The organism is Halobacteriovorax vibrionivorans (genome assembly GCF_003346865.1).
Classification (GTDB): Bacteria; Bdellovibrionota; Bacteriovoracia; order Bacteriovoracales; family Bacteriovoracaceae; genus Halobacteriovorax_A; species Halobacteriovorax_A vibrionivorans.
In genome coordinates this window covers 902,833-915,837 of sequence record NZ_QDKL01000002.1, presented here as the reverse complement: position 1 = coordinate 915,837, position 13,005 = coordinate 902,833, and the positions used below count along the sequence as shown (strand labels likewise).

Annotated in this window: 12 protein-coding genes; 10 read left to right on the top strand and 2 right to left on the bottom strand. The window is 34.5% G+C overall.

Features of this window, described 5'->3' with window-relative positions:
* Positions 1 to 9 precede the first annotated feature (9 nt).
* Both cheB and DAY19_RS10320 read left to right on the top strand, forming a co-directional pair.
* The gene (gene cheB, locus DAY19_RS10325; RefSeq protein ID WP_115362067.1) at positions 10 to 1,887 is read left to right on the top strand and encodes a chemotaxis-specific protein-glutamate methyltransferase CheB; all 1,878 of its coding nucleotides are present in this window, start codon (positions 10 to 12) and stop codon (positions 1,885 to 1,887) included.
* A 22-nt stretch (positions 1,888 to 1,909) separates the two neighbouring features.
* Positions 1,910 to 3,571, top strand: coding sequence for a HAMP domain-containing methyl-accepting chemotaxis protein (locus DAY19_RS10320; protein WP_115362065.1), 1,662 nt, complete (start codon positions 1,910 to 1,912; stop codon positions 3,569 to 3,571).
* 36 nt (positions 3,572 to 3,607) lie between these two features.
* On the opposite strand, the gene DAY19_RS10315 is transcribed toward DAY19_RS10320, so the two are convergent.
* Complete coding sequence (locus DAY19_RS10315; protein ID WP_115362063.1) at positions 3,608 to 3,715, bottom strand: anion permease; 108 nt, start codon at positions 3,713 to 3,715, stop codon at positions 3,608 to 3,610.
* A 91-nt stretch (positions 3,716 to 3,806) separates the two neighbouring features.
* Between DAY19_RS10315 and DAY19_RS10310 the strand changes: the two genes are divergently transcribed.
* The 3 genes from DAY19_RS10310 to DAY19_RS10300 all read left to right on the top strand — a co-directional run bounded on the left by DAY19_RS10310 (position 3,807) and on the right by DAY19_RS10300 (position 5,488).
* A complete protein-coding gene (locus tag DAY19_RS10310) occupies positions 3,807 to 4,136 on the top strand; it encodes a DOPA 4,5-dioxygenase family protein (protein WP_115362061.1) in 330 nt (109 codons plus the stop codon).
* A gap of 163 nt (positions 4,137 to 4,299) precedes the next feature.
* Entirely contained in the window at positions 4,300 to 4,809 is a 510-nt protein-coding gene (locus tag DAY19_RS10305) for a hemerythrin domain-containing protein (RefSeq protein WP_115362059.1), read from the top strand.
* A gap of 196 nt (positions 4,810 to 5,005) precedes the next feature.
* Entirely contained in the window at positions 5,006 to 5,488 is a 483-nt protein-coding gene (locus DAY19_RS10300; RefSeq protein WP_158536874.1) for a hemerythrin domain-containing protein, read from the top strand.
* Here DAY19_RS10300 and DAY19_RS10295 read toward each other — a convergent pair.
* Positions 5,485 to 6,363 carry a LysR substrate-binding domain-containing protein gene (locus DAY19_RS10295; RefSeq protein WP_115362055.1) on the bottom strand — a complete coding sequence of 293 codons (879 nt, stop codon included), beginning with the start codon at positions 6,361 to 6,363 and terminating at the stop codon, positions 5,485 to 5,487. The genes DAY19_RS10300 and DAY19_RS10295 overlap by 4 nt on opposite strands.
* A gap of 93 nt (positions 6,364 to 6,456) precedes the next feature.
* Between DAY19_RS10295 and DAY19_RS10290 the strand changes: the two genes are divergently transcribed.
* The 5 genes from DAY19_RS10290 to DAY19_RS10270 all read left to right on the top strand — a co-directional run bounded on the left by DAY19_RS10290 (position 6,457) and on the right by DAY19_RS10270 (position 12,889).
* On the top strand, positions 6,457 to 7,578 hold the full coding sequence (locus tag DAY19_RS10290) for an S-(hydroxymethyl)glutathione dehydrogenase/class III alcohol dehydrogenase (protein WP_115362053.1): 1,122 nt from the start codon (positions 6,457 to 6,459) through the stop codon (positions 7,576 to 7,578).
* 3 nt (positions 7,579 to 7,581) lie between these two features.
* Positions 7,582 to 8,403 (top strand): S-formylglutathione hydrolase, encoded by an 822-nt coding sequence (gene fghA, locus DAY19_RS10285; RefSeq protein ID WP_115362051.1) that lies wholly within the window; start codon positions 7,582 to 7,584, stop codon positions 8,401 to 8,403.
* A gap of 77 nt (positions 8,404 to 8,480) precedes the next feature.
* Positions 8,481 to 9,821: an MBL fold metallo-hydrolase RNA specificity domain-containing protein gene (locus DAY19_RS10280; protein WP_115362049.1), complete on the top strand. Its 1,341-nt coding sequence runs from the start codon at positions 8,481 to 8,483 to the stop codon at positions 9,819 to 9,821.
* A complete protein-coding gene (locus DAY19_RS10275; protein WP_115362048.1) occupies positions 9,821 to 10,657 on the top strand; it encodes a restriction endonuclease in 837 nt (278 codons plus the stop codon). The genes DAY19_RS10280 and DAY19_RS10275 overlap by 1 nt, the downstream gene beginning before the upstream one ends.
* Positions 10,658 to 10,783: 126 nt before the next feature.
* Positions 10,784 to 12,889 carry a hypothetical protein gene (locus DAY19_RS10270; RefSeq protein WP_115362046.1) on the top strand — a complete coding sequence of 702 codons (2,106 nt, stop codon included), beginning with the start codon at positions 10,784 to 10,786 and terminating at the stop codon, positions 12,887 to 12,889.
* The last annotated feature ends 116 nt before the right edge of the window (positions 12,890 to 13,005 follow it).

The following is a 13,005-nucleotide window of genomic DNA, read 5'->3' as shown; positions in this document are numbered from 1 at the left end:
ATAGAGATAATGGGTAGTTTAGCAAAAAGCTATATTGAGATTGCTGATGTTATGGCAAAAGAGAGTGGAGCGCATTTTACAGCGCAAAACAACGCCATGATTAAATCTCGTATTGATAAGAGAATCGTAGAATTAAAATTAAATGGTGTTGATGAATATTTAACTCTCATCAAAAAACCAGGCAATCAAGAAAAGAATGCTCTTATATCGCTACTAACTACTCATTACACTTTCTTTATGCGTGAAAAGGGCCATTTTGATTTCATTGTTAAATCATTGCCTAAAATAATTGAAAGAGCAAAATCAAAAGGTCGCAAGAAGCTTAGTATATGGTGTGCTGCTTGTAGTAAAGGTGATGAAGTCTATAGCCTGGCGATGGTGCTAAAGTATCATCTTAAAAAAATTGATCCGAGTTTTACATTTGAAATTTTAGGGACTGATATTTGCGAAGCATCTATTAAGCATGCTCTAAAGGGTGTGTATTATTGGAAAGAACTGCAAAAAGTACCAAAAGAGTATCTTGCCGGGAATTGGTATAGAGGAAGTGGAGATATTTCTGACTTTGTAAAAGTTAGTGATGATCTTAAGAAATATTGTCGTTTTAAGACACATAATCTTGTAAATGATGATAGTCCTGAATATAAAGAAGAATTTGACTTTGTTCTTTGTCGCAATGTTTTTATATATTTTAATGAAGCACAAATTAACAAGGTCATGAAAAGTCTTAATAGGTGTATTGTTAATAAGGGATACCTATTTCTTGGCCTATCCGAAACATTATTAAAATATGAAGGTTTCCAAAATATTGGCCAGTCCATATTTTTTAGAACTGATACTGATGTAAATTCACCAGTTCAACTTAATAAAAGTGCAAAGAAACGAATTCTGATTGTAGATGATTCGGCAACTGTTAGAAAGCTTATTAAGAAATGTCTTGTGGATAATAATGATTTTGAAATTGTTGGAGAGGCAGTAGATGGTCAAGATGGCCTTGATAAGATTAAAGAGCTTAGGCCAGATGTTATCACTCTTGATATTAATATGCCTAAAATGTCTGGTCACGAGGTAATTAAGCGACTGCCAAGTAATCTGAAGGTAGAAACAATTTTAATTAGTTCTGTAAGTAAGAGTGATGGTGATATTGTTATGAGGTGTCTTGAAGATGGTGCCTTTGATTATATAAAGAAGCCTTCTTTTGACGATATCTTCAATTTCAAAAAAGCCTTAACGGAAAAAATTAATCTTGCTTATAGTAGTATTGTAAAAAGTAAGAGAGGACGTTTATCAAGTTGGCAAGGTCAAGGTACTTTCAATTTCCAAGAAGGACAGCTTATTGCTATTGGGGCCTCGACAGGTGGAACAGAGGCAATTAAACAATTGTTACTTACTATGCCAAAACAATTTCCACCTATTTTAATTGTTCAACATATTCCACCAGTTTTTTCTACTGCTTTTGCAAATAGACTTAATGAATTATGTCCATTTACCGTAAAGGAAGCAGTTGATGGAGAGGAATTAAAAAATAATACCGTCTATATTGCACCTGGAGGAATCCATATGGGTGTAATAGGAACTAAGAATTTAGCTATCAAGCTAGATGAGGAAACACCACTATATTCAGGTCATAAGCCTAGTGTTGATTACCTTTTTGAAAACTTAGCAAAAGTTAAATCTCATTGTGTTACTGCTGCATTATTAACAGGTATGGGAGCAGATGGAGCTAAGGGATTATTAAAACTAAAAGAAAATAAATCATTTACGATTACACAAGATGAAGACACATCGGTTGTTTATGGAATGCCGAAAAAAGCATTCGAACTTGGTGCATCCTGTGAGTCATTGGCCCTTGATAAGATAACCGACAAGATCTTATCAAAGATAAAATAGAGAAGAGGAGTTTGGGGGACGTATGAAGAAACAATGGACAATTAAAAAGCAATTAATTGCTTTGTCTGGAACAATGCTTTTAATTCAATTAATTATTGCGGCCGTAGGATATACATCTCTTACTTCTGTAAAGTCACATCTGTATACAGTTTTTTCAAAAAGACTTCCAGGTATTGATGCATTAGTACAGGCAGATAGAGATTTTCAGCAGATGCTTGTTGCAGAAAGATCACTTTTATTAGATGGCCTAACTGCAGAGCAAAAGAAGTCTTTTGCACAAGATTATTTCGATAATAAACAACAAGTTGTTGATCGCTTTAATAAGTATCGAAAGTTCGCTAATACGCAAGCTGAAAAAGAGATTTCTGCTGGCTTTGAAAAAAATATTGCCTCTTTTGAAAAAGCAGCAAAGGCGCATTTTGCTATCGATGGTAATGGGGATTTACCAGCAGGTATTTCTAAGGCGGAGATAAGAAAGCATTCTCTTACAACATTAAATACATCTTTTGAAAATGCCCGTGAAGACTTAAATAAGTTACAGGAACTTATTATGAGTATGGGGTCAGCAGAGTTTAAAGAGGCTGATAAAACATACTCTCGTTCAGTTTTCCTAATGACATTTATTTCAATATTCAGCTTTATTGGTTCGATCTTTATTGCTGTCTTTATGGCCCGTAAAATTGATAGTCGTATTAATGGAATTGTTGATTCAATTTCAACTGAAGGAAATAATCTGGATGCAGTTTCAAAAACATTTAGTAGCCGTTCTGTAGCATTGAGTTCAATCTCTGAACAATTATCTGCTGCAGCTACAGAAACATCGAGCTCTCTTCATGAAATATCTCAAATGATTAAGAGTAATACAGATGGATCAAATAAAGTAGCTCATCTAATTCAAGAGAGTCAGGGACTTGTAAATGATGGTGTTGGTTATCTTTCTGATCTCGCTCAAGGTGTAAAAGAGGTTGACTCTAGTACGACTGAATTAGCAACGACTGTAGAAAAAAGTAATGAAGAGCTAAATGAAATTGTTAAAGTATTTGAAGAGATTAACGTTAAAACGCAAGTTATTAACGATATTGTTTTTCAAACGAAGCTCCTTTCTTTCAATGCTTCAGTAGAAGCTGCTAGAGCAGGAGAGAATGGTAAGGGCTTCTCAGTTGTCGCTGAAGAAGTTGGTAACCTTGCAAAAATGAGTGGTGAATCAGCTGATGAGATTTCAAAGCTTCTCGTCGATAGTTTAAAGAAAGTTTCACAGATTGTTGAAGACTCAAGTCGTCAGGTTAATAATTCTTTAAATGCAAGTAAGGATAAAATTAATAAGAGTGTCGAGATTAGTAGCCAGTGTCAGAAAGTTTTTGGACAAGTTATTAATAACTTTGATGAAGTAGCTGCAAACTCAAATGAGGTAGCATCAGCATCAAAAGAACAACTTATTGGAGTCGAAGAAGTGAGTAAGGCAATGCAGGAGATTTCGAGTTCTGCTAGTCAGACAAGTCAATCTGCTCATGACCTTAAAGCTGCTTCAACAGATCTAAGTCAGTCAGTAGTAAATATTGGTGGTAATATTACTAACTTAAAAACATTAATTACTGAGAATACCTCTTTTGTAAGAAAAGGCGAAGTGATCAACTTTATGCCAAAAGCAAAGAAGGCTTCACCGAAGAATAATAAAGCCGCTTAAAATATCATTTAGGGGTAACTCATTTATGAGTTATCCCTAATATAATCCTAAAAACTTCCACCAAATACCGCCTACTATCATCCAGATCGCAATATTTACGATAGAAATAATAAATCCAATTATCCACCATTCACTTAATTCCACATATTACTTTGACCAAATCAGTGGTTTTTATTGATGCCATTCGATATTCATACTGCTTGCAATTTAACTTTTTATTAGGGAGAATTCGCACATGAAAATTTTGGACTACCATGCACACCTATATTACGACGATGAAACTTATGAAAAAGCATTAAGAGTTATTAATAAAGCTCGAGATCTTAACTATATTCAGGTTGGAAGGGCCCATCAAAAAGAGGTCGGTCCTCATCCTCGATGGAGTTGTCAGTTTCTTTTTTCTAAAGAAAAGCTTAATGATTTTATACCTTGGCTTTTTGAAAATAGAGATGAATTAACAGTTTTCTTACACGCTAACACTGGTAATGATTATCTTGATCATACTCAAAATACTTTATGGATGGGTGAAGTTTTAAGTTTGAAACTAGATATATTTAATAAATAAGATCTCTCTCAAAGCCTATAAATACTATGTGTTACAGTTCTACTAAAATTGTGGAAAAACGTAAAAGTGTCAAAGGTATTAAAATCTATAAACCTTAATAGACCTCTTATTGAGCTATAATTTAGTTTAGGCAATAACATAGTTATGTACTTAGGGGGAGAATATGAGTAATGAAGTCAATTCTGAAATTCAAGAATTAGTTTCTGATCATAAGTCATTACGAGATGACTTTAAAGAGCTCATTATCATGGCCAAAGAAGTGGAAGTGAAATGTGTTGACCCGGATGTCCCAAAAGAAATTTCAACATTCTTATTACGCTTTTGGGTCACTATTGAGGCATTGATACAAAAAGAAGAAGGGACCATATTTCCATTAATCTTAGATGATCGTGTAGATGAAAGTTATGGTGACATACAAGAGGTATTAGCAGTACATCGCTGTTTTGAAAAAGAATTACAACCATTAATTGATGAAGTGTTGAACTATGAAGTTGCGACAAAAAGTTGTGATTTATGGAAGAGCCTAGTTAAGAGAACACGTCTTTTTGTTGAAGATCTACAGGCCCATGTAAAAAAAGAAGATCGTTTTTTAAAAAAATCAATTGTTATCTTTGATAGCGAGTCAATTGATGAGCTCGATTTAGAACTTGAACTTGAGCTTGAAGTCAGTTAGTGAGGTCATATTTTATCAATAAAATATTTGTGCAAACAAATTAATCTTACAAAGAAAAACTCTTTAATTTCATCGGCTTAATAACTTTGTAGTTTAAAAGCTTGTACCAAATTTACCATGATGAATATCATATTATTTGCACCGCATTAGGTTAGGATAAGAAGCTAAGTATAGTTGTCTTATCAAGGGTGTAAAAGTGAGTGCTGAATTCAAAGCCAAAGTAGAAGAGTTAATCTCTTATCATCAAATTATTCGAAATGAGTTTAAAGCATTAATGCGTAGATCATATGAAATTGAAGAGAAGTACCAAGATGATCCAAATATTCCAAAAGGACTTTCTAATTTCTTCATCCGTTTTTGGATTACTATAGAAGCAGATATGCAAAAAGAAGAGTCTCATTTATTTCCTCTTCTTTTATCAAATGAGCTAGAAGCCTGTGAAGATATCAAAGAAATATTAGAAGGGCATGAAGAGCAGGAGCTTGAATTAAAAGAGCTAATGGCAAAGGTTCAGGGATACGAATTAAGCAATGAAGTGAATAAAGAGTGGACTGAATTTATTAAAGATATCAAGAGAGTTGTTTCAGATATTAATATTCACATGGAACGAGAAAATGAAATTCTCTTTGAATATCTTTCTGAGATTGAAGAGTCTAGCTCTTTACAAGCTTGTTCTTAAAATAGAAAGACACCAAACTCTTGTAGTAATAACTTAACAGAGGAAGAAATTGATTTCTTTGATGGTGTTACGGCCCAAATTGGGATTGATTGTTGTGTGTAGTCACTTAGAAGTGGTAGTAGTGTTTTATTTCTAATATGGTCTAAAACATAGACACCTGGGAGTTTGCAAATACCTAAGCCTTGAAGAGAAGCGTTCATGATGGCCCTACCGTTTGAACTTTTAAAGTTTCCTTTTATTGAAACTTTTTCATTTCCACTATCATGAGTAAAGCTCCACTTTTCATTGCTACCGATAAGACAATTGTGGTTAATAAGTTCTTTTGGTTTTTTTGGAATACCGAATTTATTTAAGTAATTTGGAGAAGCACATACAAATTCTTTTCTTTCTGAAATCTGTATGGCAAATCCTTTTGTGGGTTTTTTTTCAGCGACGCGAATTGCAAGATCAAACTCATGAGTTGTTATATCCACAAGCTCTGTGGAGAAGTCTAATTCCGCTTCTATTCCTGGATGCTTTAATAAGATATTTGATATCATTGGTGCGATAACATCTTCTCCGTATGCACCAGCTAAAGAAATTCTAATCTTACCTTTGGTGTCTTTTACTGTTTCTTTAGAAATCTTAGTAAATCTTTCTATTTCTTCGATATGATTTGCACAAGTTTCGAAGTATTTTTTACCAAAATCAGTAAAGTCAATAAAACGGGTATTTCTTTTTAAGAGAGGCTGACCGAGCTTTTCTTCTAGCTCCTTAACAGACTTACTCAAATGTGAACGTGAAACCTTGAGCGCTTCTGCTGCCTTTGTAAATGAGCGAAATTGGGCAACTTTGATAAAGCTATAAATATGGGTAAGGTCCTTTATTGTTTCCATGTGTAAACAATTTGTATCAGTATGTCACAATTGTCAACAATCTGATTTCCCCTTATAATAATGAATCAAATAAATAATTAATCGGAGGTATATATGAAAGTAAAAGCAGCTGTCGCTTGGGGCCCAAATGAGCCACTTAAAATTGAAGAAGTTGACCTAGAAGGACCAAAGAAAGGTGAAGTTCTAGTCAAGATGCACGCAACTGGTGTTTGCCATACTGATGCATACACGCTCTCTGGTGCGGATCCTGAAGGGCTTTTCCCTGTAATTCTTGGCCATGAAGGTGGTGGGGTTGTTGTTGAAGTAGGTGAAGGTGTAACAAGTGTAGAAGTTGGTGATCATGTTATTCCTCTATACACTGCTGAATGTGGTGAATGTAAAATGTGTAAATCTGGAAAGACGAACCTTTGTTCTTCAGTAAGAGAAACACAAGGTCGAGGACTGATGCCAGATGGGACAAGCCGTTTCTCTAAAGATGGAAAGATGATCCACCACTATATGGGAACTTCAACTTTTGCTGAATACACAGTAGTGGCAGAAGTTTCACTAGCAAAAGTAAGTAAGGAAGCTCCTCTTGATAAAATCTGCCTTCTTGGTTGTGGTGTAACAACTGGTATTGGTGCAGTATTCAATACTGCAAAGGTAGAAGAAGGTGCAACAATTGCAGTTTTTGGACTAGGTGGTATTGGACTTTCAGTTATCCAAGGTGCCAAGATGGCAAAAGCAGGAAGAATTATTGCAATTGATATTAATGACGATAAGAAAGAGATGGCCATGAAATTTGGTGCAACTGACTTTGTTAATCCAAAAAAATATGACAAGCCAATCCAAGAAGTTATTGTTGAATTAACTGATGGTGGCGTTGATTATTCATTTGAGTGTGTTGGTAATGTTGAGCTTATGAGATCTGCTCTTGAGTGTTGTCATAAAGGTTGGGGTGAATCGATTATCATTGGTGTTGCCGGTGCTGGACAAGAGATTAGTACTCGTCCATTCCAACTAGTAACTGGACGTGTTTGGCGTGGTAGTGCTTTCGGTGGTGTAAAAGGAAGAACTGAACTTCCAGGCTACGTTGATCGTTATATGTCTGGAGAAATCAATCTTGATGATCTTGTAACATTCAAACTTCCACTAGAAAAAATCAATGAAGCTTTCGATCTAATGCACGAAGGTAAGGCCATTAGAACAGTTATTGATTTTAACACTGAAGGGTAAGCTATGAGCTTTGAAAAAGTAAAGAGTCATAAATCGTTTGAAGGGGAGACAGCTTTCTGTCTCCACTCATCAAGTGTAACAAAAACAGATATGAAGTTTTCGTACTTCAAACCTAAGACAGATAAAATTGAAAATATCATTATTTGGTTATCTGGACTTACTTGTACTGAAGAAAACTTTATTACAAAAGCAGGAGCTCAGCTTCATCTTGCAAATACTAATACTATGATTGTTTGTCCTGATACCTCACCAAGAGGACTTGATCTTCCTGGTGAGCATGATAGTTATGATTTCGGTTCTGGCGCCGGTTTTTATCTTAATGCCACAACTGAAGGATATAAAGATCATTATAATATGTATGACTATATTGTGACTGAACTCATTCCAATGCTTAAGGATGAATTTAAGCCTGAGAACTTTTCAATCACAGGTCATTCAATGGGGGGACACGGAGCTCTTGTTATTGGTTTAAGAAACCCTGATCTTTTTAAAGCGATTTCTGCATTTTCTCCAATTGTTAATCCTACAGCAGTAGCTTGGGGAGAGAAGGCCCTTACAGGTTACCTTGGTGATGATCGTGAAGCATGGAAAGCATATGATGCTTGTGAGCTTGTAAAAAGTGGGAAGCGTCATGTTAAGAAAATCTTAATTGAACAAGGTTTAGCTGACGAATTCTTTGAGGGACAACTAAAAACTAAGAACTTCGAAGATGCTTGCACTGATAATAATCAGGATTTACAAGTTAATTATCGTGAAGGCTATGACCATAGCTATTATTTCATTGCTAGCTTTATTGGTGATCATATAAAACATCTAATTTCATGATATAAGCCTCCTTTTTGGAGGCTTTTTTACTTTCTTATATTTGTAACATTAGAATAATAAGCGATATAATATCCCCTATGGATAATATGAAACTTGTATTTTATGGTGCCACTTCAACAGTAACCGGATCTAAGACATTATTAGAAATTAATAATAAGAAGGTTCTTGTTGATAGTGGAATGTATCAAGGTGATAAAGATTCTACGAAAAAGAATCAAGTTCTTCCCAATTTCAATATTAATGAAATTGATGCAATCTTTTTAACTCACGCTCATTACGATCATTGTGGCTACTTACCTGTGCTAATAAAGAATGGCTTTAAAGGCAAGATCTATTGTACAGAGGGAACACGTAAGATTGTTGAGCTTATTTTAAGAGACTCTGCTAGTATTCAAGCTTACGAGTTTAAAGAAGGTAAGTCTCAGTCAATCCTCTATGATCTTGATGATGTTGATGCAACTCTAAGTCATCTAAGGTCTGTAAGTTTAAATAAATGGTATGACAAAGGCTTTCGATTTATCTATGAAGAAGCGGGTCATATCCTCGGTGCCGCCAATATCACATTTGATAATGGGACAAAGAAAATATGTTTTTCTGGAGATGTAGGAAGAAGAGATGATCTAATTCATAATCCGCCACAAAAGAATATTCAAGCGGACTATCTTGTTTTAGAGTCAACATATGGTGATCGGCTTCATAAGAAAGAAGATTCTATTGAAATATTAAAAAAACATATTGAAAGAATAATTTCAACAAATGGCGTCTTACTTATCCCTGCTTTTGCTGTCGCAAGAGCGCAGGTTCTTATGTATCTAATGTCTGAGCTGTTTGCAAAAGAGCCTCAAGTAAAAATACCTGTCTATCTAGATACTCCAATGGGGGTTAGGGCCACAAGACTCTATATGGGTATGGCCGACTCGCTAAAAGTTGATCCTGAACAATTTAATGAAGCAATGAAGTCTGTGAAGTTTATAGAATATAGCTCCGATACAAAGAAGCTAGCTAGAACAAAGAAACCATTTATTCTAATTAGTTCGTCGGGAATGATAAGCGGTGGAAAAGTTCTCAAATACATGGAAATGTATGGAAAACATGAAAATAACACTATTCTTATAACTGGATTTCAAGGTGAAGGAACAATCGGAAGGAAGTTAGTAGAAGAAGAAAGAGAAATTTACTTACTTGGACATAGTATGGAGGTTAAGGCACATGTGGAGAAGCTAGAGTCTTTATCTGCTCATGCTGATCGAGATGAATTAATCGAATTTATTCAAAAAGTTGGGCCATCGTTAAAGAAAGTCTTCTTGAATCACGGGGAAGAAGAAACAGTTATACATTTTGCAAAGAGTATTGAAGAGCGATTAAAGATTAAGACCATCAATGTTGAAGATGGTAAGACATATCTTTTGGATAGTTAATGAGCGCTAGAAAAAATAAAAAGCTTAAGTACTTAATTCGAAAAGTGAATCGTACGTATGAAGAATTTGATAAGAAGAAGTTTGCAAAAAGTTTAAAAGCTGCTGGTGTATCAAAAGAGGACACTGAAGATATTGTTAATGAGGTCTATCAGGGACTAGAACCCCTGTCATCAACAACCAAGATTCATCAGCAAACATATCGAGCTTTAAAGAAGATCTCCAAAGTCGATGCTGCTAATTATAATATCAAAAGGGCCATCTATAAATTAGGTCCAACAGGTTATCCTTTTGAAGTCTTATGTGCAGAAATGTTTAAGGCCAAGGGGTACGAAACTCAAGTTTCTGTTTTAAAAAAAGGAGTGAATGTTCTACATGAAGTGGATGTTGTCGCGGAACGTGCTGATGGTGATATATATTGTGAATGCAAATTTCACAATCGCAAATATTATAAGAACGATGTGAAAATTCCACTCTATGTTCATTCGCGCTACCTAGATATAAAAGAGGCCAATCCAGAATTAAAATTCCAATATGCACTGATGTCCAATACTCAATTTTCTGAAGATGCAATCGCCTATGCTAATGGAGTAGGCTTGCTTCTTTATTCAATGAATTACCCTAAGAAGAATACTTTCTGCCAATTGATTCAAAAATATCGTATCTATCCAATAACAGCTTTATCGACTTTAAGGGCACGAGAGAAGAAGGCCCTATTGCAAAGAAATATCGTCGTTATTAAGCACTTAGAAAGAAAGCACCTTGAAAAGCTTGGTCTCTCAAAGAATGAAATCAATAAGGTCATGAGAGAAGTTAAGCTACTTCTTAAGCGAGATTAATCTAGAGATACGTAATTTTAAGTGTTTAGCTCTGGTAATTATTACAATTTTCCCACGAAATGATCGTGCTCAAACATGAATATGTCATAATTCTGCTACGCATCATTATTGTTTAGGGAGAATAAAATGAAAAGAGTAATGTCTGGAGTTCTTTCAGTTCTTATCTTGTCCACATCAGTTAGTGCTCATGCTTCTGATTTTGAGAGTTATGTGAGGACCATTAAGAATGCAAAACTAGATTCACAACTTGAAGCTGAAATCAAAGATGTTGTATCTCGAAATAAATTACCACTTACTCGTCCAGAGTTTTGTCCACTAAATAACACTCGCTCATATGAACAAGCATTAACAAGTCTAAAAAATATTGTAACGGTATTTAAAGATGATTGTTTTGATGGGAATGAGTCTTTAATTGGAAACCTTATTGATAGTTCAAATGAGTTAGAAACTGAATTAAATAAATTGAAAGAAGAGCAAGGAAAAGAAACGACAGATGTAATCCCAAGTAGTGAAGAGGTAACTGTAGATGGTATTCCTGTAGCTCAAGTAATAAATGGGGTAAATACGTTATTTTCAAATAATAGTTGTTCTAGTTTAGAGAGAACACCTTTCTTAGAACGATCAGCAGATATCATTCAAACATTTTCACAATTTGGTTTATATTCTCCATCTGGAATTACTGTTGCATATGGTGGATTAGCAGTTGCTTCAATCTTAAGATTTGTAAGCAATATCTTTAATGATAGATTTGAATTTGAAAATGAAGAAGATATAAATACTTTCGTAAAACTTAATTGTGCTTACTATGATGTTCGTAATCAGGTGAAAGCTTTAGAAATTTTTGATATTGACACTCAAAGACACTATACAGATCGTGAACTTTCAAAAGCACTAGTTGCACAAATTAAAAAAGATTATGAAGCATTAGTAAAAGCGAAAGAAAATGTTGAAGCAGAGTTTGAAAAGATTAAGTCGGCAGAAGTTAATAAGATAGATGCAGAAGTTGAAAAATTAATCTCAGGTCTCTATGAGAAGATGAAAACCCCTTTAACAGATCTGCCAGGAAAGTCTGCTCGCTATCAGCAAGCTGAAGTTTTAGGAGAGTTGGCTTTTTCTAAAGATTTATTAGAAGAGTACTTAGATTCTTATATTTCAGAGTCAAAAGGAGCTGATCGTTTCTTAAATATTTTATTTAAGCAGAAACTAAGTCTTTTGGATAATCCTATGGCACTTATGGAAATGAGCGTGAAAGACTTTAACAAAGAATTTCTTGCTGATATGGCAAGTTCTTTCAATCGTGTTCTTAAAAATATTAGTGCAAAGAGAGAGAAAGCAAGATCAATATTTGATGACACATATATTATCTCTTTGGGTGATGAAAATATAACAGTGAAAGAGTATAAGGAACTATTAAAGAGTGAAGATCTTAAAAAGAGAGAAAAGAGAATCACTGATGCTTTAGCTGCAATTTCAGATGTCGACAATAGACTTGCTGCGATTATTGCAAAAAAGGAATACTCATCTGAAGACTCTAAGGATGGTGATCTAAGAGAAATTATTAAATCATTAGATATCATTAGAAATCATGTATACGGAAAGTACGGCCGTGAGTTTGTCGATAAAATGAGAAGTATGGCAGAAGATCAAAATAAGAACTTTAATGATAAGTATAAGGATTTAGAGAAGCATTACAATATTAGTAAATCTGGTGAGTCTGATGACTTAGGCGAAGATAGAAAACTAAATGCTTGTGTTGATGTTCAAACAACTCGAGAAGTATGGGTTTATGCTCAAAAGTTATCAGAGCTTGGTTATGACTTTTTGGCCACAAATAATGATATCTTTGGAGATGCTGATAATAAGGATCGCAGAAAAATTAAGTCTCATAATGATTCAGCAATTCTAGCAAGAAGAATCATTACTGCTAGAAATTACTTAAAGAAAATCTCAATGCAAAGAGAATTAGGAAGAAGTGAAGTTGAAATTGAAGGCGAAACTTACTCATTAGAAGTTGCTGATAATGTTGCTCGTACGATTAACTTTTACGGTAAAGAGTTGACATTAGAAGAAGCCCAAGAGTACCTGGATGATAAATTTGGTCATAAGGGATTAAGAGCAGACCGCCTAGGTCAAATAATGATGGAGATTGTTAATAATCGCGATCGAACAGTTGGCTTACAAAAGTTTTATAAAAAGAATAAATGTTCTAATTTAACAACAATAACAAGGTAAAGAAAGGCCCTACTTTAGGGCCTTTTTTTTACTTACAATTAACCTTCTTTAAGTACTCTGAGTCTTTTTCTATTGCTACAAGTACATCTAATTTTTTAATTAACTTGTATGGAGGG